Annotated in this window: 23 protein-coding genes and 1 other RNA gene; 1 reads left to right on the top strand and 23 read right to left on the bottom strand. The window is 30.8% G+C overall.

The features are described from left to right. Positions 1-94 precede the first annotated feature (94 nt). The 14 genes from KPL51_RS08950 to KPL51_RS09015 form a co-directional block, all read right to left on the bottom strand. On the bottom strand, positions 95-766 hold the full coding sequence (locus tag KPL51_RS08950) for an alkaline phosphatase family protein (RefSeq protein WP_224853994.1): 672 nt from the start codon (positions 764-766) through the stop codon (positions 95-97). A gap of 491 nt (positions 767-1257) precedes the next feature. Next, the gene (locus tag KPL51_RS08955; RefSeq protein ID WP_216159788.1) at positions 1258-1917 is read right to left on the bottom strand and encodes a CPBP family intramembrane glutamic endopeptidase; all 660 of its coding nucleotides are present in this window, start codon (positions 1915-1917) and stop codon (positions 1258-1260) included. Positions 1918-2400: 483 nt separating this feature from the next. Further along, positions 2401-3279 (bottom strand): GNAT family N-acetyltransferase, encoded by an 879-nt coding sequence (locus KPL51_RS08960; RefSeq protein WP_216159791.1) that lies wholly within the window; start codon positions 3277-3279, stop codon positions 2401-2403. Positions 3280-3311: 32 nt separating this feature from the next. Beyond that, a complete protein-coding gene (locus KPL51_RS08965) occupies positions 3312-4169 on the bottom strand; it encodes a DUF6544 family protein (RefSeq protein ID WP_216159794.1) in 858 nt (285 codons plus the stop codon). 32 nt (positions 4170-4201) lie between these two features. Beyond that, positions 4202-4687, bottom strand: coding sequence for a flavodoxin domain-containing protein (locus tag KPL51_RS08970; protein WP_216159797.1), 486 nt, complete (start codon positions 4685-4687; stop codon positions 4202-4204). Between the two features lie 32 nt (positions 4688-4719). Continuing rightward, on the bottom strand, positions 4720-5106 hold the full coding sequence (locus KPL51_RS08975) for an FMN-binding protein (protein ID WP_216159800.1): 387 nt from the start codon (positions 5104-5106) through the stop codon (positions 4720-4722). A gap of 50 nt (positions 5107-5156) precedes the next feature. Continuing rightward, positions 5157-5639, bottom strand: a complete 483-nt coding sequence (locus KPL51_RS08980; RefSeq protein ID WP_216159802.1) for a MarR family winged helix-turn-helix transcriptional regulator — start codon at positions 5637-5639, stop codon at positions 5157-5159. An 879-nt stretch (positions 5640-6518) separates the two neighbouring features. Continuing rightward, positions 6519-6905, bottom strand: an RNA gene (gene rnpB / locus KPL51_RS08985) — RNase P RNA component class A. Positions 6906-6954: 49 nt separating this feature from the next. Next, entirely contained in the window at positions 6955-7770 is an 816-nt protein-coding gene (locus KPL51_RS08990) for a Nif3-like dinuclear metal center hexameric protein (protein ID WP_216159805.1), read from the bottom strand. Beyond that, positions 7761-8450, bottom strand: coding sequence for a tRNA (adenine(22)-N(1))-methyltransferase (locus KPL51_RS08995; RefSeq protein ID WP_216159808.1), 690 nt, complete (start codon positions 8448-8450; stop codon positions 7761-7763). Before KPL51_RS08995 ends, KPL51_RS08990 begins: the two co-directional genes overlap by 10 nt. 11 nt (positions 8451-8461) lie before the next feature. After that, positions 8462-9349 carry a PH domain-containing protein gene (locus tag KPL51_RS09000; RefSeq protein ID WP_216159811.1) on the bottom strand — a complete coding sequence of 296 codons (888 nt, stop codon included), beginning with the start codon at positions 9347-9349 and terminating at the stop codon, positions 8462-8464. A gap of 117 nt (positions 9350-9466) precedes the next feature. After that, positions 9467-10564: an RNA polymerase sigma factor RpoD gene (gene rpoD / locus KPL51_RS09005; protein ID WP_216159814.1), complete on the bottom strand. Its 1098-nt coding sequence runs from the start codon at positions 10562-10564 to the stop codon at positions 9467-9469. Positions 10565-10584: 20 nt separating this feature from the next. Beyond that, a complete protein-coding gene (gene dnaG / locus KPL51_RS09010; protein WP_216159816.1) occupies positions 10585-12354 on the bottom strand; it encodes a DNA primase in 1770 nt (589 codons plus the stop codon). 225 nt (positions 12355-12579) lie between these two features. Beyond that, entirely contained in the window at positions 12580-13608 is a 1029-nt protein-coding gene (locus KPL51_RS09015; protein ID WP_216159819.1) for a deoxyguanosinetriphosphate triphosphohydrolase, read from the bottom strand. Between the two features lie 260 nt (positions 13609-13868). Between KPL51_RS09015 and KPL51_RS09020 the strand changes: the two genes are divergently transcribed. Next, positions 13869-14942, top strand: a complete 1074-nt coding sequence (locus tag KPL51_RS09020) for a CotS family spore coat protein (RefSeq protein WP_216159822.1) — start codon at positions 13869-13871, stop codon at positions 14940-14942. An 80-nt stretch (positions 14943-15022) separates the two neighbouring features. Here KPL51_RS09020 and ppdK read toward each other — a convergent pair whose 3' ends face one another. The 9 genes from ppdK to KPL51_RS09065 form a co-directional block, all read right to left on the bottom strand. Continuing rightward, a complete protein-coding gene (gene ppdK / locus KPL51_RS09025) occupies positions 15023-17659 on the bottom strand; it encodes a pyruvate, phosphate dikinase (protein ID WP_216159825.1) in 2637 nt (878 codons plus the stop codon). Positions 17660-17756: 97 nt separating this feature from the next. Then, positions 17757-18398 (bottom strand): transcriptional regulator CcpN, encoded by a 642-nt coding sequence (gene ccpN / locus KPL51_RS09030; RefSeq protein ID WP_216159828.1) that lies wholly within the window; start codon positions 18396-18398, stop codon positions 17757-17759. 356 nt (positions 18399-18754) lie between these two features. After that, a complete protein-coding gene (locus tag KPL51_RS09035) occupies positions 18755-19387 on the bottom strand; it encodes a DUF4342 domain-containing protein (RefSeq protein WP_216159832.1) in 633 nt (210 codons plus the stop codon). Between the two features lie 44 nt (positions 19388-19431). Beyond that, positions 19432-20181, bottom strand: a complete 750-nt coding sequence (recO, locus tag KPL51_RS09040; RefSeq protein ID WP_216160132.1) for a DNA repair protein RecO — start codon at positions 20179-20181, stop codon at positions 19432-19434. Positions 20182-20192: 11 nt separating this feature from the next. Then, positions 20193-21074, bottom strand: a complete 882-nt coding sequence (era, locus tag KPL51_RS09045) for a GTPase Era (protein ID WP_216159835.1) — start codon at positions 21072-21074, stop codon at positions 20193-20195. An 83-nt stretch (positions 21075-21157) separates the two neighbouring features. Beyond that, on the bottom strand, positions 21158-21556 hold the full coding sequence (locus KPL51_RS09050) for a cytidine deaminase (RefSeq protein ID WP_216159838.1): 399 nt from the start codon (positions 21554-21556) through the stop codon (positions 21158-21160). A 161-nt stretch (positions 21557-21717) separates the two neighbouring features. Continuing rightward, positions 21718-22416 carry a diacylglycerol kinase gene (locus KPL51_RS09055; protein ID WP_216159841.1) on the bottom strand — a complete coding sequence of 233 codons (699 nt, stop codon included), beginning with the start codon at positions 22414-22416 and terminating at the stop codon, positions 21718-21720. Positions 22417-22476: 60 nt separating this feature from the next. Next, positions 22477-22977 (bottom strand): rRNA maturation RNase YbeY, encoded by a 501-nt coding sequence (gene ybeY, locus KPL51_RS09060; RefSeq protein WP_216159844.1) that lies wholly within the window; start codon positions 22975-22977, stop codon positions 22477-22479. Continuing rightward, on the bottom strand, positions 22974-25067 hold the full coding sequence (locus tag KPL51_RS09065) for an HD family phosphohydrolase (protein WP_216160135.1): 2094 nt from the start codon (positions 25065-25067) through the stop codon (positions 22974-22976). The genes ybeY and KPL51_RS09065 overlap by 4 nt, the downstream gene beginning before the upstream one ends. Positions 25068-25082 lie beyond the last annotated feature (15 nt).

The following is a 25082-nucleotide window of genomic DNA, read 5'->3' on the forward strand; positions in this document are numbered from 1 at the left end:
GATTAGATTATCCGAGAAAAACATGAGAATCTCTAGAATTTATGCGATCTCAAGAGATCCTTCTCGGATAATCATATTTCTAGGATAATGAGCCTTATTCGAGAAGTGAGATAATAGTCACCCACGAAGTTACTTCACTACTATAGCAGCCATATTCATGCATAGTAGCGTCAGGTTGTGGAGTATATGCATAAATATACTTATTTCCATCAAGCTTGCAGAGTCTTTCTACCTCATCAGACATTTCAATATGTGATGAGATTTTATTGGTGCCAAAAGGTGAAACACTGTAAGCTGTAGCATTACCAGTGTCATTGATAATATCATATATGCTTTTATAAGGAATTATTTTTCCAGCCACATGATAATCAGCAGCCTTTTCATCACTATCTTCTACTATGTTAATAAAAGCATTAACAATCTTGTCTATTTCTCTAAAATATAAACTCCAGCCAAGCCACCCATGTTCCTTTGGCGTCAATCCACTTTCAATAGAAGTTGTTGCCGCCGTTGTAGTAGGTGGAAATACAGTAGATATCGCTTCCACAAAATGCCTTCTCAAAAAACTTCCTTTATCAAGATGGTGTTCTAATGCATCTACTCCTAATCCGTCTAATAACATGACCACCACATTTTTGTAATTTTTCTTTAAATAATTATCAAAAATCGGTAAAGTTTCATTGTGATTTTCTGCTCCGTAATGTTTCAATACCGAGCAAGCCAAATTTACAATAGAATTATTATAGTCTGGATATTTTATGTCCATAAAGTGCCTCCAATCTTCTTCTTCACAGAACAGCGTATTAAAATACCAATATGGAATATCTTTTTTATTTTAATAGCTAAAAATCACTAACAGCGTAAGAAAATTTCAGTTAGACCTGAAATGTCACATAACGTGACCTGTTGCCGACGTTTCTGAACCCTAGCGCGACGCGCTTGGTGAAGGAATGTGCCTTGGCGATGATTTTGCAAATTTTTTAATTAGTAAGATGCACTTCAGTACAATACTTGACTAATTAAAAGTACGCTCTCAGCCAAGGCGAACGGCAACATTTTGTTATACGGAGTTTAGCCACTACACTTTGGCCAAGACCTACTTCGGTTATCCTTGAATATGATTCATACCACATAATGTTGTGGTGCAATATATGAAAATTATGTATTAGAAAATATACCTTTCGCTTTTTAAATTGATTTATAAAATGCATAAATCTAGAACAAAATGTACTGTCATCAACATTTCACTCAAGGGTTTTAATTTCCTGGTATTTTATAAATGTTCATAAACACTATTATAGATAAGTTACCCAAATCAATTAAACAATGTGAGAATATTGCCCATTTCAAACTTTTAGTTTTCAAGTATCCCAAACTTAACATAATCCCCAATAAAAAAGCAATTCCTATAAAAGAAGGAACTCTCAACGGTTCAGAAAATACTCCCCACATTAACGGATGTAAAATAGCAAAAATTATTGTAGTATAAATCAATACAACCCATTTAGAAATACTAATATTTGTACTATAAATTAAACCTCTCCAATATATTTCTTCGAAAAAAGCGTTAATTGGTGCAAATAAAAGCCAAAAAATTACCAAATGTGTACTATCTAGCAAACTATAATTAGGTATAAACAAAATGGGAAATGGACTTAATCCCAACAAAATGAGTATTACTATCCATAATTTACTTTGTGATTTTTGAAACCAACTTTTTATTTCTTCCCTTCTTGTTGTTGCAAAAGTCACAAAACCTAAAACAGACCAATATAATACGGCTGTTGATGTCCATGCCCATTCTTTTAAGTAAAAGCTTGATATTCTTGCAACCAAGTTGCAGAAAATAAGTATAAATATTGGAGTTATTAAAATTATTAGACTTCTTAATTTCTTATTATCCTGAATACTCCTCATTCCATTTGCCCCCTTTAATAATAAATAAATATATCAAAATTATATGTTTCTTATTTATTTAAAATACATCGTAGTTGAGTCTCAAATTTAGACAAACAATTGAGTATTTCTAGTTAGTTATAAATATACACTGCGTACTTGGGATGGGAAATGTGCCTTGGCAATAGGTCAAACACTAACCTATATATAAATTATAAACCATAAAATTACATGTTGCTATTTTTAAAAAATAAAAATAATATCTATGCTCTTACGTTTAACAATATACATTGTTATTTAAATCAGAAGATACAGCATAAGAATTGTATCTATTACTTTGAAATTTCGTATAACTACTGCATTCCCGACACTCATCAATTAAGTATTAAATTTCGCATATTTTTGCTGTGTCCACTACTAATAACACATACACGAAAATACGTACAATATCACGAATTATGTCTAACATAGCCTAATATTAATTATACTAACAACGCATCCACCTTACACTTGTGAAGTAAGTGGAAATAATACTTCTTTAAATACAGTATTATTAGACCGTACAAATAACCAATCATCTGGTCTTTCTTTTGAAACTTTAAGTATATTATATTTGTTACTCTCGGGTATAAAATGGAATTCTATTTTTTCATCATCTGGAGTTACAATTTTTTCAATAATACTATCTATATCAATAGGTGCTAGACTTACTACATCATATATATGAACGCAGCCATCTTCTCTGTTTCCAATTACTATAGTATCTTCATCTTCTAAATAATACATATCATCTATATATAGATACATGCAGAAAATATGTAGAGGCCAAAGATCATTAAACACACCAAGTTTTTTAGATACTGGTTGTCTATTTTTTATAATTCTTAAAATAGTGTTACAATCATTTTCATCGTTAATTTCAAGTTTTTTTATCACAATTTCTTTTTTATTAATCTGATTTGTATCTAATTCATAGGAATCTTCAATGATTTGCTTAAATCCGAACTTTGTATAAAAACTTAAGACACTATCTTCAGCAAAAAGATAAATAATATCGTATTCATTTTCATACTTATCTATAATATAATTAATTAATGATGCAGATAGACCTTTGTTCCTATGACCGGGATGTGTCATTATACCTGATAGCTGCAATGCTGTTTTCTTTTGTCCATCTACAATTAAATCCATCATATTTACAGATATATTTGCAACTACTTTATCATGATAAATATAAGAGTAAAAAGCACATTTATTATAGTAAAGATTCTTTTCATACCATTTCTCAGGATCAGATTCAAAAATATCCATTGATAATTTATTAAAGCTAAGCCTATATTTTTCGTTATGCATATAATTACTTATTATTATATAATCATTCATTACCTACCTCCAATTACTAAAACCCTATAACTTTATTCCTTAACATTATATTTTATGACCATATTACTACTATCGAAATATATAAAGTCTCCTGTATCAAGGTGCCATACACCCTTTAGACTAGTTGGGTACTTAATTCCATTCATATCTTTATAATCTCCACAAAGGGCTGACCACTTCGCCTTTTGTGTTTTTCCATTACCATCATTATACTCTCTATCATCGGTGGTGAAGCTTATCATTGCACCCTTAGCATCAAATAAAAAAATTCCACTTGCAGATATTCCATAATAGGTTATAGTAGCTTTCGCCTTAGTTTCATCAATTTCTTCCCACTTAATATAGTCTTGTAAAGCAAGGTTTGGCATTAGAAGACCTTCCGCAAGGCAATCAGCAAGACTCGCTTTATTCATAGCTGCACCCTTTTCGTTAAATAAAGTTATAGCTTTTGCGAAAACACCCTTCATTGAACCTTCGCCATTTTGGTATGCATCTATACCCTCAAAAGGTATCCCAAACATACTTGTGTCTATTAAAGCAATCCTTTCAGGTTTATCTACAAAGTTATAGTGGGTGTAATTTATTTTTAACTTTTTATCCGATTGCACAAAATCGACATTTTTATAGTAGGCTTTCATGTTGTACATTTTTGGTGTCCCAATATATCCGCAATATTTAAAATATTTTTGAACTGGTAATGGTAGTTTTGAAATATCCTCTGTGGTAAACACCCCTTCCGTAATTTTCGTTTTTGCTATTTGATAATTTGTTAATTTTGTAAACTTTGATTTGATGGGTGAATAAGGAATATTAAACCATATTGCTATTCCTAAAATAAACAAAGTAATAACACCTATAATCCAAATTATAATTTTTTTACCTCTTTTCATTATTTATTAACTCCTTTAGTTTTTCAAACCCCTCATTTACTAATAATTGCTGCCAACTTCGCAATATTTTCTGGCATTTGTTTTGCAAGAGCTTTTCCTTCTTTTGCCGCTGACTTTTTCATAAATCCAGTTAATATTTTATGTGTTAATTTCATCTTTTCAGCCCTTAGTTCTCCCCCAAAAGATTGTAATGATATCGCTTTTTTCAATAATTCTTCTGGAAATGAATTTTTAATATTTTTTTCAAGGTTTTCAGGCAAGCCGCAACATAAAAATAATCCTACTCTTTTATTCTTAAGTAAATCTATATTTGAGGTACAGTACGCCTTTATCTTTTTTGAAATCTGACCCATATATATTGATCCTCCGATAACAACATTATCAAATTCGTTTAATGACGGAATTTTATCTGTGGACACATTGACAAGCAAAACCTCCCCTTTTAGCTGTTTTGAAAGCTCGCTAGCACAATCTTTTGTATAGCCATAAGTACTACTATAAATAATTATTGTTTTCATATATTATAAGCTCCTGTAACAATTTTTAATTTCTATTTTGACAAAGCGTTTTCTATTGATTTTAGATATGATTTACTCGTAACTGTAGCACCACTTATAACATCAACATTAGTATCCTGTTTTTTAATAACTTTGCTAATCAGCTCTGTAGATACTTCTGTTTTTTCAAAGACCACATTTTTAACAATAGCAATCCGAGTTATTTTTTTATCTTTTAGAGTAACATCGACCTCATTTGACCATCTTCCCCCGCTATACTTACCTTTATAGACACCATCTTTAAGTTGTGAAGCCTCAATGGAGTTAATAACCATATTTTTGCCAGGATTTAATCCCCTCGTCATATAAAAACCAGTCCCACCAATAATTAATACCAATAAACAAATGATTCCTAAAGTAATTTTAATAAACTTCCTCACAGTAATCCATCCCCCTTTTTTAATTTTATTATTTATAATATGTTTAAATCTTATTCAGAATTTTTGACACCATCACTATCATTATCCATCTCATTAATATTTAGCTGCATCTTCTGCATTACCCTTCTTGCAACTTCTAATTCACCTTTATCTATATTTTTAAATAATGCTTGCGTAAACGTGGTCCCTTCCTCGCTAAGCTTTTTCCAAAAATCATAGCTACTCTCTGTAAGCTTTAGTCTGGTTACACGGGCATCTCTTTTATCCTTTTGCAAAATCAATAATCCCTTTTGCTCTAGCTTTAAAGCAACCTGTTTAACGTTTTGATGAGAACTTCCCATTTCCTTTGCAACTTCCTTCATTGTAGGTGGTTTATCGAACAAATTCTTAATAATAACTGATAAGAACCACTGCTTTGTAGTAATATCAAATCGTTTAAATTCTCTTTCAAGCATAGTATCCACTCTGTTAGCAACTATGAAAATCACTCCAAATAGATATTGCTTATCACTCATCTTATCAACCTTACTCATAATTAACTTCCTCTCTGTATTTTAATATATTGTCTTAGTATGTAATAGGTTACCTATAAAGATAATATATTACCTTTGTATATATTTGTCAAGGTTTTTTTTAATATTAATTTTTAAATTATGTTGTTTTCCTATAAAATTCACATTGTTTAGTTTACGATGATTATAGGTGTATTAATCTAAACCTCTTCCTGAAAATAAGTAGACTTGATTATTCACGAAGGAAATGTGATTCAATGCGATTTTGATAACGATGTACATTCTGCTGCAATTTATAATCTCTTAAATTGAATATTACTTGGTAAATCGATATTTAAGAGACTTTCGTCAAATTCGCAGTTACACTTTAGATAATCAATAGCTTTATTTTAATAATCACAATTCCAAATTGTTATTGCATTGATTGTGTTGGTAGTTTACAGGTAAACTGGTACCTATAGAATGGATACTTTAAAAAAATGTTTGGACTATGGGTACTTTTTTTTATAATTTATATAAGGGTAGGAGGATGACGGGGTACGGTAACCATTTATATTTAAAAATAACATCCTAAAAAACAGCAATTAAAAAAGGGCTATTGCCCTTAGTGGATTGCGACACATTATAATAATAGCCCTAAACCGCTATCGCGGTGGTAAAACAAAATTAAATTAGTTACTATAATTAAAACTGATAATATAAGTATATCAGTTTGTTTCTTCTATACTACGCCTTAAAATGGAAAAAATTTAATTTAAAGTAGTTGTTTTATTTATGACAAAAGATTAAGTTTTAGAAAAGTTAAAATTTGATATCTAACTCCCCATAATATCTATAATTTTGGGTGGCAAACCGGTGGCAAAATAAAAAACACCATGTGTTAAACATAGTGTTTTCAATGGTACAAGTAAACCTATAAGCCGAGTCCTGTATTAGACAATCATCTATCTAGGCCTATTGTTACCAATAAGCTCAAGCGATACACCCGAGAACGAGACGGGCAGTCCCATAATGTTCTCCTATTCGATCTTGCTCCAGGTGGGGTTTACATAGCCGCAAAGTCGCCATTGCGCTGGTGAGCTCTTACCTCACCTTTCCATCCTTACTAGTATACTCAAAAGCTTAGCAAGCTAATCTATTGAAGTACCTTTAGCGGTATCTCTCTGTTGCACTTTCCTTAAAGTTGCCTCCACTGGGAGTTACCCAGCACCCTTGCCCTATGGAGCTCGGACTTTCCTCTTCTAAGTATTGCATGCAATATTTAGCAGCGATTGTCTGGCTTACTTGCATAGTAATGATACCATAATATTAAATGGAACGCAAATGGTACTTTTTACTACATGACTTTATATGGATCCTGAGTATGTTTTGAAATAATAATCTCATTATTGTATCCATTTTCTAGAAGTCTACTTTTAAATTTTTCTGCAAATATTTTAAAGGGTATCCATTCTGTTGCAAAATGTCCAGCATCAATTAGTGCTATATTTTCTTCTTTTAAATCACTAACATGATGATACCTAGTATCGCCTGTAATAATACAATCTGCTCCCAATTTTACGCAGGTGTCAAAAAAGTCTTCTCCGCTTCCATTTATAATGGCAATAGTTTTTATTAATTTATTATTATCCCCTACATACTTTATATATTCTGTGTCTAACGTTTTTTTTACTTTTTCACATAATTCCATAAGTTTAATAGGCTCATCCAAACTTACTAATCTTCCAATACCAGAATTACCTTCACCACAATCAGTGTTTGCTGAAGGCTCAATAATCTTATAATTATTAAATCCCAAAATCTCAGTGACAATATCATTTAACCCACCCATAGCAGAATCTAAATTGGTATGACTAGAATATACATTTATCCCATTTACAATTAACTCAATAATTTTTTTACCTACTAATGTATTCACAGTAATAGTTTTAGGTTTTAGAAAAAGCAGCGGATGATGTGTCAATATAAAATTACATCCCCTATCCACAGCCTCGGATATAACATCCAACGTACAATCCAGTGCAATTAAAATTTTTGTAACTTCACTCTCGCTATCCCCCACCATGAGTCCTACATTATCGTAATCCTCTTTTAACATACTTGGTGCGAACTTTTCCATAATATCTTCAATGTTTTCTACTTTTAAAACCATTTTAAAAACTCCTTAAGTAGCCTTATAATATGATAAAGCTCATGCTTCCTATCCTTAGATAAAACCGTTTCCTCTTTTAAAGCATTGTAAACTTTTGAGTATTTTAGCAGTTTATATTCTATAAAGCTCTTCATTACTGCATCTTTTTTATCTAATAATATTTTGCTTATCTCATAATATATATTGTCTACTTCTACAGGCTTATTATTATACTTCACCTTAATAATTTCATAATACTTACCATCATCTTTGCAAATCTCTTCATCAAAGATATCATATCCAGTGTTATACAAATATTCTCTTAATACCTCAGCATTTTGAACTGGTTGAAGTATCATATATTTAAATTGCTTTACTACGTCCAAGTCTGCTTCTAAAATATCTCTAATTAAATTACCACCCATGCCTGCAATAATGGCTATCTGAACTTCTCCCACCACAACTGTAGATAATCCACTCCCCAGCCTACAGGTAATTTGCTTTGATACATTGCTTTGAGTAATATTATTTTGTGCCTTTTCAACGGGACCCCTATTGATATCAGAGGCAATGGCACTTTTTATTACACTATTTTGGACTAAATAAATAGGAACGTACCCATGATCCGTTCCTACGTCGATAATAGTATCACATTCTTTTACCATACTTGCAATTGTTTTTAATCTTATACTAAGCTCCATAGTTTTCACCCTTATCTAAAGTTAATTAATATTTTAAACTGCATAATCAAAAATATTATTGCCACAAACAGTGAGATATAAATAAATTTATATGCCGATTTTCTATCATATTTTGCGCAAAAATAGCTTGCATAATACATGCAAAAAAGCAATGCCATGTTTAATACTCCATAAATCATCTGAGTAAAAGCAAATTGTTTACCTGTACCCATTTTTATTGGACTAAACTGTGCATCAAAGTTTAAGGGCATAGTATTAGGTATCAAATGTTTTAAATATAATATAAATGGATTTAGAGTTAAAATTAGAATTATTATACTTACTAACATTAACGGTAAAATAAAATACTTATCTTTATGAAGGTTATAGCTATTATTTACTTTATATTTCCACTCTGCCCTATGAATATCATGTCCTTCTAATGCTTCCTCAAAGCTATTATAGTCAACAGGTGAAACTCCATAATTCATATTCTTAGTTTTCAGGTAAATAATATTTTTATTATCTGTAACAAACATTCTAGATATTCCAATTTTATCAATTACAAACCTACCCAAGGCAAAGCTACTGGCGGCTATTCCGTAAAGCTTAACCCCTTTAATTGTACCACTTGACATAGTATATCCTTCTATTTCATTTAATGGTAGAATTATTTTTTTTAAGGACCCAATAGCATAAATAACAATATTTTCTTCGTTTATCGTATATTTAAGTGATGAGTAAAGCAATATGTAATATATAATGTATATATTACAAGCCACTAATAAAAGTTTTAACAGACTAGCTACAATGTATGAGTTAGTAATTTTGAGCAATATTATGATTAATATATTATACAATACACCCATGAGAAGCATAAACCCAATACCTCGTTTTCCCTTAGTCACATAACTATCCATTAAATCACCTTCTTAACCAAATTATATCATTTTGAATCCACTTTGTAAACATTTTTCCATAATTTTACATCAAGAAGAGAACATCTAAATAAGATGTTCTCTTCTCCATAAAATAATCTAATCTAAATAATCTTTCAGCTTTTTGCTTCTACTTGGATGCCTCAATTTACGTAGAGCTTTGGCTTCGATTTGTCTAATTCTTTCTCTAGTTACATTAAACTCTTTTCCAACTTCCTCAAGTGTTCTAGCTCTTCCATCATCTAGTCCAAATCTTAATCTTAAAACTTTTTCTTCTCTTGGAGTCAATGTATCTAAAACGTTGATTAATTGCTCTTTAAGCATTGTAAATGCAGCAGCTTCTGCTGGCGCTAGTGCATCATCATCAGGAATAAAATCTCCTAAATGACTATCTTCTTCTTCACCTATAGGAGTCTCAAGAGATACTGGCTCTTGTGCAATTTTCATAATTTCTCTAACTTTTGCCACTGGCATTTCCATTTTTTCTGCAACTTCATCTGGTTGTGGTTCCCGTCCAAGTTCTTGAAGTAGTTGCCTAGAAACTCTAATAAGCTTATTTATAGTTTCTACCATATGCACAGGGATTCTTATTGTTCTTGCTTGGTCAGCTATTGCTCTAGTTATTGCCTGCCTAATCCACCAGGTAGCATATGTACTAAACTTATAGCCTTTTCTATAATCGAATTTTTCGACAGCTTTTATTAGTCCTAAATTACCTTCTTGAATAAGGTCTAAAAACAGCATTCCACGGCCAACATACCTTTTAGCTATACTAACCACTAATCTTAAATTAGCTTCTGCTAGTTTTTTCTTAGCAACAAGATCTCCTTCTTCATTTCTTTTAGCAAGTTCGACTTCCTCGCTGGATGATAATAGAGAAACTTTTCCTATTTCCTTTAAATACATTCTAACAGGGTCATCTATAGATATTCCTTCAGGTATACTAACATCAAGTTCTTCAGTTTCTGGTTCAACCTCGGCTTGAGCTCCTGTAGCAGGTGCTGCAGCTTCGTGCATATCCCCAACAACATCTATCTCCATTGATTCCAAAACTTCATAGACTTTTTCTATTTGTTCTGGACTTAAATCTATTTCATAAAGTTCATCCATTACCTCTTTATAAGTTAAGGTGCCCTTTTTCTTGCCTTTTTCAATAAGTTTCTTGACTAAAACCATTTTTGAACTTTTATCCTTCATGGTATTACCTCCTTTCTAATTTATAATTGCTTTATATCCTTTTGCACATCTATAAGCTTTTGGGCTAATTTCATTGATTCTTCTAGCAGGCCTTCTGATTCATATTTTTTGATTTTATTCATAATTTCTTTTTTCGACTCCTCTAACTTGAATTTTTTCAGTTGTTTGATGCAATCATTAATAAATTTTTTATGGTGCTCTTCGTCTACAGTTATTTCGATCTCCATAGTATTTATCCATTCTTTTGTACATTCTATATCGTTACATCTAAATTCAATGTTTTCGATTTTCTCTTCACTTGTTAAATTTTTATATTCAACAATTAATTTATATATAACTTTATGGCTTTCAAGTACTAATTGATCTATGGACATGGTTTGCGTAATATAATCGCAATTTTCCTCGTTTATAAACATAAATTTTAGTAAATTTCTTTCAGCCTTAATATAAGCTGGTTCTAAATATAATTTTTGTCCAAAATCCTGTTGTATATTCATTTTTTGAGTTTTTTTTGCATTTTTGTTAATTTCTTCTCTTAATAAGTCATATATTGCTTGTTCTTTGATACCAGTTGCCTCAGAAATCATTTTTATATGAACATCTTTTTCAACAGGATCTAAATCTACGATAATTTCAGTGACCTTTTTAACGTACTGTATTATCATTTCACTATTACCAAAATTTATTCCATCCCCGGCTCTTTTAATTCGATAATTAATTATGGGAAGAGCATTGTCTATTAAATTTTGAAATGCCTCTTTTCCACTATTTTTTATATATTCATCAGGATCTTTACCACTAGGAACTATAAGCACCCTTAAATCAAAACCTTCATTTCTTAATGTCTCTAGTCCTCTTAATGTTGCTGATTGTCCTGCTAAATCAGCATCATATGAAATAATAACTGTATCTACATGTTTTTTTAATAATTTTGCTTGATTAATAGTAAGTGCCGTACCTAGCGATGCAACAACATTTGAAAACCCATATTGATGAAGTGAAATACAGTCCATATATCCTTCTACAATTATAATTGTCCGCGATCTATTGTTTTTAATTACAAAATTCAATCCATAAAGATTTAATCCTTTATGAAATAATGGGGTCTCAGGTGAATTTAAATATTTAGGTTTGGAATCATCTAAAACCCTTCCTCCAAATCCGATGACTTTGCCTTTATAATCAAACACAGGGAACATTATTCTATTTCTAAATCTATCATAATATGACCCTTTAGGACTTTTAATAATTAATCCTATATTAAATAAATCAAGTTCCGAGTACCCTTTCTTTTTCAGGTGTAATAACAGACCATCCCATTTATCAAAGGAAAACCCCAACCCGAATTTTTTCATAGTAATTTCTGTGATACCTCGGTTTACGAAATATGCTTCAGCTTTTTTATCCTTTCTTAAATTACCGTAAAAATACCTAGCCGCTTCCACATTAATATTGTACATTTTTTTATACATGTCTTTTTGCACACTATTTTCTTCATTGTCTTCTTCTATACTAATGTTTGCCCTTTCAGCCAGGACCCTTGCAGCTTCAGGAAAATTCACATTCCTGTCCTTCATAATATAACTGATTACATTCCCAGCTTCACCACATCCAAAGCACTTATAAATTTGTTTATCTTGGGACACAGTGAAAGAAGGACTCTTCTCATTATGAAAAGGACAAAGACCGATATAATTTCTTCCTGCTTTTCTAAGCTTAACTCTTTCAGATATTACATCCACAATATCATTTTGTTCCTTTATTTTTCGGATGACATCTTCAGCAATCAATAGATTATTACCACCTTACTTATATAAATTCACAATATAATTTTATTCGACAAAAAAATGCATTATCCTTCTTTAAACCCACTTTTTCCAATAATAATTTTGTTTGCATATTATATATTCTTTATAACTTACAAATTTCCTTCAATTTTGTAAGTTTTATTTTTTATTTTTTTATTTGCATTTAATATATTTTTCTCTAAACAATCATTAATTTATTCTAATATTTTAATAAATAACAACTTTAGGTACATATATATTATTAAAAAGCATTAAACAATAATCATCACTCATACCAGAAATATAATCTGCCACTCCTACATGTAATCCTTCATCCTCAACTATACTCTTGTAAAAATCTGGCATAGCATTTGGATTGTTATAATAATATGTGAACACTTGCGTTACCACAAATTGTGCCTTTTGCCTTTCTTCCTTTAAAATGTCACCTTTGTATATATTTTCAAACATAAAATTTCTTAAAATAACTAAGGCTTTTGAAACGGGCTCACTAAGTGATACACATATTTTATCCCTATCTAAGTTATTTAATGTGTTATAAATACAATCTTTAACTAAGGTGTCTATTCTCATGCCATGATTTGTACCTAAAATCTCAATAGCATCTTGGGGCAGCATATTTTCTTTTAATAATCCTGCTCTTATTGAATCATCTATGTCATGATTAACATATGCAATCTTATCGCTGTATCTAACAACCTGACCTTCTAAGGTTTCTGCCTTTCTGATTTTGGAAGAAAATCCACTATGATTCAGAACCCCATCTAGTACTTCCTCGCTTAAATTTAGTCCCTTACCTAGCTTTTCTATTTTTGTTAACACTCTTATGCTATTTTCATTGTGTCTAAATCCTCCAGGCAAAATATCATTAAGTACCTCTTCACCATTATGAGCAAAGGGTACATGCCCAATATCATGACCTAGAGCTATAGCTTCTATTAAATCTTCATTTAAGCCTATACCTTTACCTATAGTTTTAGCTATCTGTGCAACTTCTAATGTATGTGTTAATCTTGTTCTATAATGATCACTACTAGCCTTTATATATACTTGAGTTTTATGCTGTAGTCTCCTAAATGATTTACTATGTATTATCCTATCTCTGTCTACCATATAACAAGTTCTTATATCATCCTTTACTTCTAATATTTTTCGTCCCTTAGAGTTTGCGGATAATGCCCCATAGGTAATAATATTATTACCTTCATTAGTTTCTATTCTTTGGCGAATATTCATAAATCCCCTCCTGCCGTTCGCTGTGGCACAAAACAATTATTAATTGTTTTGCCTCCTGAACTTAACACTACCTCTAAAATTATTTATCTTATCTTTAATTTAAATATTTAAAATAGCAAATTTTAAGTATGCTACTTATTTTTTAATCACCTTAATAGTATTCTACATATTAATTTAATTACCCTTTTTTTATATTAAACGTATAATATTAATATTCTATTAATATCTTATTAATGTAATAATTTTTTAGGAGTGATAAGATGATCTCCACGGCTAAAAATTTAAATAACATAGATTTATTATCCGAAGAAAACGTGAAAAAATACATTCTGCCTCAATATAATTTAGCTAATGCTGATATATCGCAAATTAAATTTAAAGATACTGATAAACAAAGAGCTGTATATAAAGTTTCATACTTTGATGAATGCTATTGTTTAAAGAAGGTTTATTACAGTGTAAAAGATTTATTATTTGTATATTCAGCTATAGAATGGTTATATAGAAATAATATCCATGTACCTCGAATTCTTCCTACAAAAACCAATAGCAGATTTATAAACTACAATAATATGTTATTTATACTTACCCCTTGGGTTGATGGCATTAAATGTGACTACGATAATATTGATCATGTACTAGCCTGTAGTACAAACCTTGCAAATATGCATAAAGTAAGCGTTACCTTTAAACCTATATGTGGTAGTTCAACAAAGGAGAACTATAGCATTCTGGGCACTTCCATATACAAGCACTACGAGAGCCTTCTTAAGTTTTCTAATTTAGCTTATAAATATGATGATGCTTTTTCCAAGCTCTATCTTGAACATTTTGATTCAAGTATTAAGCTAGCCAAGTATTCTGCTGACATTGCTTATGATATTGATCAAAATAATCTTACAAAATCCTTGTGTCATCTTGACTATGTTAATAAAAATATTATCTTTGATACTAATAATGAAATATGGGTAATTGATTTTGATAAATGTAGAAATGACTTTTGTGCCCATGATATTTCATATTGTTTAAGACGACTTTTAAAAAGAGATAGTACAAAATGGGATCTAGAGCTGGCAATAAGTTTTTTTAAATTATATGATAGTGTTTTTCCTTTAACAATAGATGATTATAAATATATTCTTGTTTATTTAGCTTTCCCACAAAGGTATTGGAAAATATCAAGAGACTACTATGGTAACATAAATAAATGCAATAAAAAAGCCTTTATAAATCTACTAACTAATTCAACAGACAAAAACCAAAATCAATTAGACTTTGTCGAAGGGTTTATATCCTATATTGAAAACATGTTCAAAAAATCAATATTAATTTAATAATTTATTCACAAATAAAAAGCCACTGCAAGCAGCGGCTTTTTAAAATAAATTTATTAAATACGTCTATTTCTAAAATACTATTTTTTTCTTGGATTATTAACTTCAGCTTGTGCAGCGGCAAGTCTTGCTACTGGAACTCTGAATGGTGAACATGATACATAATCTAATCCAACATTGTGACAGAATTCAACGGAAGATGGATCTCCACCATGTTCTCCGCATATTCCAAGTTTTATATGTGGTCTTGTTTGCCTTCCAAGGTCAACAGCCATTTTAATAAGTTTGCCTACTCCAATTTGATCTAATTTTTGGAATGGATCAAATTCGTAAACTTTCTTTTCATAATAATGTTTTAAGAATGTTGCAGCATCATCTCTTGAGAATCCAAAAGTCATTTGAGTTAAATCATTTGTTCCAAATGAGAAGAATTCTGCTTCTTCTGCTATTAAATCAGCTGTAAGTGCTGCTCTTGGTATTTCAATCATTGTACCAACCATATATTTTAAATCACTGCCACTTTCAGCTATGATTTGATCAGCTATTCTTACTACTATATCTTTAACATATTTTAACTCTTTTACTTCTCCAATTAGAGGAATCATTATTTCTGGAACGATATTATATCCTTTTCTAGCCTTAACATCTATAGCAGCTTCAATAACCGCTCTAGTTTGCATTTCAGCTATTTCTGGATATGATACTGCAAGTCTGCATCCTCTATGACCCATCATAGGGTTAAATTCATGTAATGATTCAACAGTGGCTTTTAACTCTTCAAAGGTTATTCCCATCTCAACAGCGAGTTCTCTTATGTCTTCATCAGCGTGAGGTAAGAATTCATGTAGTGGTGGATCTAAGAATCTGATTGTAGCTGGTCTTTCCTTAAGTTCTTCATAGATTCCTATAAAGTCTTCTCTTTGCATTGGTAATAATTTATCTAATGCTACTCTTCTTTTTGCTTCGTCTTTAGCAACAATCATTTCTCTTATGCCCATTATTCTATCTGCATCAAAGAACATATGCTCAGTTCTGCATAAGCCAATACCCTCAGCTCCGTATTTAACTGCTTGAGCAGTATCTCTTGGAGTGTCTGCATTAGTTCTAACTTTCAAACTTCTTATTTCATCAGCCCATCCCATAAACGTTTCAAAGTAACCACTTATTTCAGGCTCAACAGTTTTAATAACACCAGCATATACATTTCCTGTACTTCCATCCATTGATATAAAGTCATTTTCAGTATATGTGATTTCACCTATTTTAAAGCTCTTATCTTTTTCATTAACTTTTATATCTCCACAACCAGCAACACAACATGTACCCATTCCTCTTGCTACAACCGCAGCATGAGAAGTCATTCCACCTCTTACTGTTAATATACCTTCTGAGGCAATCATGCCTTCAATGTCCTCTGGTGAAGTTTCAAGCCTTACTAAGACTACTTTTTCTCCAGCCTCGTGTCTAACTTTTGCATCTTCTGCTGTAAAGCAAACTTTTCCACAAGCAGCTCCAGGAGATGCTGGCAGACCTTTAGCTATTACTTTAGAGTTTTTTAAATCTTCTACATCAAAGTTAGGGTGAAGCAATGTATCTAATTGTTTTGGGTCAACCTTCATCATAGCTTGTTCTTTTGTTAACATTCCATCTTCAACCAGTTCCACAGCGATTTTTAGTGCAGCTTGTGCAGTTCTCTTACCGTTTCTTGTTTGAAGAAAGTATAACTTGCCATCTTCAATTGTAAACTCCATATCTTGCATATCTTTATAGTGAGTTTCAAGAGTATTAACAATTGCCATAAATTCGCTATATACTTTTGGCATATCTTTTGCGAGTTGTGATATGTCTTGTGGTGTTCTTATTCCTGCAACAACGTCTTCACCTTGTGCATTCATTAAGTACTCAGCATATATTCCTTTTTCGCCAGTAGATGGATTTCTTGAGAAAGCAACACCAGTTCCTGATGTTTCTCCTTTATTACCAAATACCATTTCTTGAACACTTACTGCAGTTCCCCAACTTCCTGGAATATCATTTAATCTTCTATACACGTTAGCACGAGGATTATCCCATGATCTAAATACTGCTGTAATAGACTCTATTAATTGACTTTTTGGGTCACTTGGAAAATCTTCACCCTTATCTTCTTTATAGAATTCTTTAAATAGCACAACTAATTTTTTCAAATCATTAGCATCAAGTTCAGTATCGAATTTTACACCTTTTGCTTCTTTCATTGTATCCATAATGTTTTCAAAATTTCTTTTTTCAACACCCATAACAACATCAGCAAACATCTGGATAAACCTTCTGTAAGAATCATAAGCAAATCTTGGATTATTTGTTAGCTTTGCCATAACTTCTACTGTCTCATCATTTAATCCAAGATTTAAAATTGTATCCATCATACCTGGCATTGATGCTCTTGCTCCAGATCTAACTGAAACAAGCAATGGATTTTCTAAACTACCAAATTTCTTTCCTGTAAGTTTTTCAAGTTCAATCATTTTAGAATTTATTTCACTAACAATTTCAGATGCAATCAATTGACCATCTTCATAGTATTTATTACAAGCTTCAGTAGTAACTGTGAATCCCTGCGGTACTGGAATCCCAAGGTTTGTCATCTCTGCAAGGTTTGCACCTTTTCCGCCTAGAAGATTTTTCATTGAAGCATTTCCTTCACTAAAAAGATAAACATATTTTTTGTTTTCCATTCCATACAACCCCTTCGATTATAAATTATATATGATAACGGGTACAAAGATGTCCAATGCAGAACATGTAGTGCCCACTTTCACTCACTTTAGTTACTTAGCCATTCTCACCCATTTTAACAAATAATTTTGTTATGTTAGTTTTTGATATTTTACCTACAACTTGAAATATTTCTTTCCCATTTTCAAATTTTCTTTGTACCACAGGTAAACTATCTACTTCATGTTCTATAATTCTTTGTGCGGCTAAATAAATACTATCCTCTTTTTCAACAAGCACTATATTGGGCATTCTAGTCATTATAATTCCTACAGGCACCTTGTGCATATCAGTCCCGCCCATAGCCATTTTTAGAAAGTCTTTTCTAGATACAGCTCCCACTAAATTGCCATTATTGTGTATAAATAAAGTACCAACATCGTTTAAAAATAAATGCACTATAGCATCATAAACCATAGTTTCTTCTGTAGCCATTACAGCTTTAGACATTACATCATTAACTTTAATATTTCTTATATAATCATAAACTAAACTATAAGAGGGTTTCTTCGAATACGTATATCCAACTTTTGGCCTTGCATCTAATATACCCGTCATTGTGAGTATTGCCAAATCCGGCCTTAGTGCTGCCCTTGTTACCCCTAACTTATTAGCTAGACGTTCACTTGTAATAGGTGGATTTTCTTTAACTAATCTAATTATTTCTTCTTGTCTTGGTGTTAGTTTTATTTTTTCCACCCTCTTTCTATTTTAATTCCTTGTAAATGTTATGTATTTGTTATATTTGCAATATTGTAAATACAAACGATTGCACAATGCATTATATACTAGAATTTTACATACCATTTGTAACATTGTACCACATTATTAAAATAAATTGTAGGGTTTTTTATGATTTTTTATGTAAAAGAATTAATTTACTCTATGTTAATAATTTTCAATAAACAATGTTTAGCTGTGACTAATATTGTAAAATAAGAAAATTCCTCTTTCTATAAAACAAGCAATTTTTATTTGCTTTTTTTATAGAAAGGGGAATCATATTATTACCATTTGTATAAGGCTAAAGTTAAAATTAAAAAATAATTATTTTCTTATTTTTCCTCTTCTTTTTCCTCTTTTTTCTCTTCTTTTTTTAGTTCACTTTCTTTGTCAAATTTTACTGTATACTGATATACATTTTCTTCTTTATCGTCTTTTGTGCTTTTGCTGTTTTTGGTAAAAGTATCTTTTGTATCATTATATTTTTCTTTTACCTCGCCTGTCATATCACTCATTCTACTTTTAACGTCTTCAACTGTATTTTTTATAATAGTATTAACTACTTCAACAGAACCATCTGCTTTAGTTATCTCAACAGTAACCTTTGTAAGTACTGCTGTTAATAATCCAAGAGCAATTAACACAGGATTATATAATCCTATTAAGCCCGCCGCAATACCAGCATTAACAGGTATGTCTATAACTACAGTATCATCTTTTTTTATTTTTATTCTTGTAACGTTGCCTTTTTTAACAATATCTTTTATTGTTGTTACAAATTCATCCTTAGTAGAGTACATTTCCTCCATGTTAAATTTAGCATATTTCTTTTGCTTTGCTTCAATATAAATTAGAGCATTGACTACGTCACTATCACATTCCTCTAATGCTTCCTTAGCCTCAGTATATGAAACTCCTGTTCTTTCTTTAATGATATCAATTTTTTCCAATGTAATTTCTGCCATTAAAATCTTCCTCCTCATAATTTTTCTAAGATATAAAATAGTTTTTAATTTTCGTATTCCTTTAAATAATCAAACATTTCTAGGCTCTTTGGCTTTCTTGTATAATTTTGGGATATAATAGTGGATAAAATTTTGTACAACTCAAGCTTTGAGGTTTTAGACACAGCTATTCTATTAATCTTATCCATACCAAAGTTATTTAAGAATTTTAATGTATTATATGTAGGGTTTGAAATATATATACTATTTAACTTTTCACAATCTTTACAAATAGGTCCATAAGATTGTAAATCAATATTATTAGACATTATTATTTTTTTTCTGCACTTAACACATTGATTAAAATTTAATTCATAACCTGTAGCCCTTAAAATTTTTGTTTCAAAGGCTCTTGCCAGAACTTCTATATCCATAACATCATTTTTTATAAAATAAAAACTAGTGACTAAATCTTTAAAAAGTTGCTTATTAGCCTCTTCATTTTCCATTGTAATATCAATTAATTCATTAAAATACGAAGCATAAGTAATTGTATCTAGGTCCCTTAATAATTGCTGAAATGAATCAATAATTGTAACTTCATTTATGGTATATAAATTTCTACCTTTGAAAAGCACAAATTCTGCAAAGCAGCAAGGTAAGGTTGATGATACAAACTTACTTTTATTTTTTCTGGCTCCCTTTGCTATAGCTGTTATTTTACCGAAATCTTCAGTAAAAAGCCAAACTAACTTATCAGCTTCTTTAAACTCTTGAGTTTTTATTACAATAGCCCTAGTTTTTAAAATCGACAGAAAATCATCCCCTACTTATACCCTAATTCTTTCAAAATACTTGAAGTATCTCTCCATTCTTTCTTTACCTTTACCCATAATCTTAGGTTTACTTTTTCGCCTAAAAATTTCATTACATCTTGTCTTGCATAAGTAGAAATTTGCTTAAGGGTTTTTCCACCTTTTCCAATTATTATGCCCTTATGTGAATCTTTTTCGCAGAGCAAATTAGCTTCAATATGGTACATATTCCTTGCATCTCTTTTCATAGAAATAATTTCTATTGCTATTCCATGAGGTACTTCTTGGGATAAAAGCTTCAAAGCCTTTTCTCTTATGATTTCAGTTATAATAAATCTTTCTTGTTGATCTGTAATCATATCCTCTGGGTAATATAATGGCCCTTCTGGAATGTTATCTTCTACAAGTTTAGTAACTATGTCAACATTTTTACCTTTTATGGCTGCTATAGGAATTATTTCTTTAAAAGCAAAATACTCAGAATAGCTTTGAATAGTCTTAGCTACTCTTGCTTGGGTATTCTCATCAATCTTATTAACTAATAAAAATACTGGAATTTTACTATTTTTTAGTTGTTCAAGAATATGCATATCACCTTTATCAACTTCATCCCCAGGTGTGGTTATAAATAATATGACATCTACTTCTGACGTAGATTGCTCCGCTACTTTAACCATATATTCTCCTAGTTTATGCCTAGGTTTATGCATCCCAGGAGTATCTACAAATATTATTTGAGATTCTTTAGTTGTTAAAATGGTCTGTATATTATTCCTAGTAGTTTGGGGTCTATTAGATACAATCGACAATTTCTCCCCCATAATATAATTTATTAATGTAGATTTGCCCACATTAGGTCTTCCGATGATTGTTACGAATCCTGATTTAAACATATATCCTCCTTTTGGTTATCTTAAGTAGATTGATAATTATTAATACTTAGCTATTCATACTTAGCTATTCATAATTATCTATCTTACTTAAATAAATCTTCTTTTGTAAAAGCTCCTGGTAATATCTCTTCCATTGTCTTTATTATATAACTGTCTTCATTCTTCACTAATATAATTTGTATATCCTCTGTAGCAAATTCTGCTATAACTTGTCTGCAAATGCCACAAGGGTAGGTATTAGTTGTCATATCTCCCACTATAGCAATGGCTTTAATTTTTCTATGTCCCTCAGATACAGCTTTGAAAATTGCGGTTCTTTCAGCGCAATTAGTTGCACCGTAGGAAGCATTTTCTATATTGCATCCAGTATATATTGATCCATCTTCAGTAACAACTGCTGCACCAACTTTAAATTTCGAATATGGTACATATGCATTTTCTCTGGCATCTATTGCACTTTTAGCTAATTTTTTATAATCCATTATACACCCCTACACCATTAATTTAAGGCACATTAAATAAGCTATTTATTTGTATGCACCTAATATTGAAAATCACGTATACCAATTATATCACTAAATATTAATATTTCAATAATATTATAATTTTATTTGTTGTTTTAAACATTTTAAAATAAAAAGCCTCATCCCAAAACTTTAAAAAGTAATAAGGTTAATAGTGTTCCAAAAGCAGCACCGAAAATAACTTCTAGAATAGAATGAATTTGTGAATCAACCCTGCTTTGTGCAACAATTACTGCTAATAAATAAGATAATACCATAATTAGTGGTTCATTAGTTAATAAAGTCATGGCAGTTGCTACTGAAAAAGCTATGGTACTGTGACCACTTGGCATTCCTCCCCTAAATGGAGTTCCTTCACCATAAATTGACTTAACCACTACTGCAGCAATACAAACTATAACTAGTATAAGAAAAGTCATGTTAGGGTTAGATTTTCTAAGCTTTGACATCATTGTTATATTAAATGGAGTTAATTTATCCCAGAATATCACATAGCCTACTAAAACTGAATTTATAGCGGTTACTAGCACTGCCCCAGCCGCAACATTTTTCGCAATTTTTGCCAGTGGATGATAGAAATTTGTTGTGGCATCTATGGCACATTCTACCGCCGTATTTATCATTTCAGCTACTATAACCAAGGTTATAGTTATTGTTAAAATGAGAAGTTCTACCTTTGATAAGTCAAAAAAAAACGAGGCAGTTAGAACTAATATTGTAACTATCATGTGTACCTTCATGTTTCTTTGTGTACGGATGGAATATATGATTCCTTCAATAGCATAATTAAAACTATCAACTAATTTTTTAACTTTCATATTTAACCACCTTTAAAAATATTGTAACTACATTATTTTTAAAATAATCATAAATAAACTCTATCTAGATATTTTAAAATTGTTCAATATTTCTTCTTCTTTTTTTCGCATAATGATTTTTGGTGCTTCCTCCATGTGGTCATAACCTAGCAAATGTAAAATTGAATGAACTGTAAGATAAGCGCATTCGCGAGTAAAGGAATGCCCAAATTCTTCACTTTGCTCCTTGGCTCTCTCTAGTGATAAGGCCACATCCCCAATTACTAGCTTCCCATCATATAAATCACTTCCATCAAATTTATAATTTATGTATACATCCTTAAATACCTTGTTTTCAGGATAATTTAACATTGGAAAAGAAAGCACATCCGTGATTTCATCTATGCCACGATTTTTTAAATTTATTTTTCTAATTTCTTCATTATCAATAAATATAACACTTACTTCATTATCTATAAAGAGTTTTTCCTCGAAAAGTGTGTATTTAATAACATCTTTTATAACAGTTTGTAGATTTTGTGTAACTTCAATCTTATTTTGCCTATTATCTATATAAATCATACTTTCTTTTGCTCCTTTATTTTATCCTTTTCCCATTTATCTGTAGGGTACTCTATTCTCTCATGATATATTCCTGAAAGAACTTTTAAAAATGCCTTTCTTATTTTTTCTAAATCTTTTAGTGTTAAATCACAATTATTTAGTTGTCCATCATTAAGCCTGGCTTTTATTATATTATTAACCATTTCCTCAATTTTACCTTTTGTAGAATTAGAAATTGATCTTACAGCAGCTTCCACCGCATCTGCCAGCATAATGATGGCGGCTTCCTTGCTTTCAGGATTTGGACCCGGATACCTAAAATCCTCTTCATTAACCTCATCTGGATTTTCACTAGAGTTTTTCATTGTTACATAAAAGTACTTAACTAAAGTAGTACCATGATGCTGCCCAATAACATCTTGAATGACCTTAGGAACCTTATATTCTTTTGCAAGTTCTAAACCATCCTTTATATGAGAAATAATTATAAGTGTACTTAAATTAGGTGTTATCTTATCATGTGGATTATCATTTCCTAGTTGATTTTCTTTGAAAAAATAAGGTCTCTTGATCTTTCCAATATCATGATAATATGAGCAAGTTCTTGCAAGAACAGGATTAGCACCAATTACTTCTGCTGCAACCTCTGAAAGGTTAGCCACAAGCACAGAATGATGATAACTCCCTGGTGCTTCTAAAAGTAACCTTTTTAATAGTGGATGATTAGGGTTCGATAATTCCAAAAGCTTCACTGTGGTAACTATGTCAAAAAAACTTTCGAAAAATGGTAAAAATCCTATGGTAAGTACTCCTGCTATAAGACCTGCAAGAGAAACCATTCCTGCTCTTTTAAAAACATCAACTATACTATTGCTTATCAAAAATCCCATTGAAAGATAAAATGCTAAATTTATCATTGCTATATATATAGAGGAATATAATATATCATTTCTTTGTTGCATTTTCTTTAGTACTATAACCCCAACAATAGAATTTAGAATAGCTAGTGTTGTAATTTCAAAATTAAAATTAACTGCAACACTAATTAGAATACAGTTAAGGATGTTTAGTGCTATTGATACTTCATCATTAATTAAAATGGTCATAAGCATAGGTATACAAGCTAAAGGGATTACAAATACAGAAATTATGCCTAGTACTCTAGCCAATAATATGGCTATTATACTAAGAATATTAAGCATAATCAGTTTTTTTGTATCCGAAAATATTTCTGATTGATACTTATATAAATAAAACCATTGAAGTAGTACTACAAGGCATACAAGCCCTGCCAAACTTAAGTATAGTGACCATTCAAAATTACTAGTATTATCTAGTAGCCCCAGTGATTGAACCAATGCCTTTTGTTCAGTAGTTATTGGTGACCCTTCACTTACAATTATTTGGTCTTTTTTAATCATAACAAGTTTAACATTTTTTCTTGCCTGCTCTATCAACAAATCTGTTTTTTCTTTATCATAAATTGAATTAGGACGAACTTCTGCATTTGCTATAGACATTCCTATTTCTCTAGTATCCTTTATAAAATTTGAATTGTTAAAAGCTGTAGTAATAATACCCTTTGCCATTATAATTTCTTCAGGCTTATTTTCATTTATTGTGGTTACCTCATATAGGGTGGTAATATTTTTTTTAAGAAATTCTTCTAAATCCGTTGCTTTACTAGGCTCGAGCTTTAATAGTGTCTGATAATTTTCCGGGGTAAAATTATCAACTGGATTAGTTTCCTTTAGTGAAGCTACTTTTTCTGATAACGCTTCTTCCTTGGACCCTCCATTGCTATTTATGATTGAATTACTGGCATTTAACTTAGCCACTGCAGAAAACAACTTACTAATATTTTCTACAGCATCTTTATTTACTGAAACTTTAATTGTCTTTTTCCCTACAAGCTCTACAGCCTTAGTTCTATTATTTTCTGTTGCCACCTCATTTTCAACTTCTCTAGGAGCTTTTATATCTATTCTTGCAATATCCCCCACATTTATTGTATATTTTTTTGGAACCAATGCTGTTACTAAAATAGAATACATAATAATTACCGTAGCTATAAAAATTAAATAAGGCTTTACTTTATTAAGTGTCATAAGTTCTCTAATATT

The organism is Clostridium bowmanii (assembly GCF_018861315.1).
Taxonomy (GTDB): Bacteria; Bacillota; Clostridia; order Clostridiales; family Clostridiaceae; genus Clostridium_AD; species Clostridium_AD bowmanii.